Annotated in this window: 1 protein-coding gene; it reads left to right on the forward strand. The window is 32.0% G+C overall.

Annotation, left to right across the window (positions count from 1 at the left end):
- Nucleotides 1-128: 128 nt before the first annotated feature.
- A partial coding sequence (locus ACFINU_RS10420) for a hypothetical protein (RefSeq protein ID WP_375667746.1) occupies nt 129-534 on the forward strand: 406 nt, incomplete at its 3' end.

Here is a 534-nt window from a genome sequence, read left to right on the forward strand (position 1 = left end):
AAAAAAACATTTGATTTTTTAACTACGTGGATAAAAAAATATACCAAATAGATTGTAAAATAGAGAAGGTTTTGTTGTTTGTGTCGTACCTAAAAGATAAAAATGGATTTGAAAAGGAATGGATTGCAATGCCTCAACATCCGATGGCTATAATAGCGAAAAGTAATTTAAACGGATATGATCTCAAGGTGTTTTTCATTCTAGCTTCTCGTCTTGATTTCAAAAATCTATTAGTTGTCAATCAAACGGAATTGGCTAAAAAAGTTGGTATTACCAGACATCACTTTAATCGAAGCATAAAAAGACTAATAGCTATGGATCTTCTTTTGGAAGGTCCTCGTATTGGTATTAATAGATCATACCGTCTCAACCCAAACCTTGGTTGTAAAGGTAGTGCTAAAATCCACAAAATAGCTCTTAGAAAGAACTTAAAAAATCGCATGAAAGCAGCCGGCATTCAAGGTGTATATGAGAATAGAAAACCTTTAGAAATGGACATTAGTAATCAAATAGATCTTGAAGATTATCTTAGAT

This window comes from Bartonella sp. AC130YNZD (genome assembly GCF_042196865.1).
Taxonomy (GTDB): Bacteria; Pseudomonadota; Alphaproteobacteria; order Rhizobiales; family Rhizobiaceae; genus Bartonella.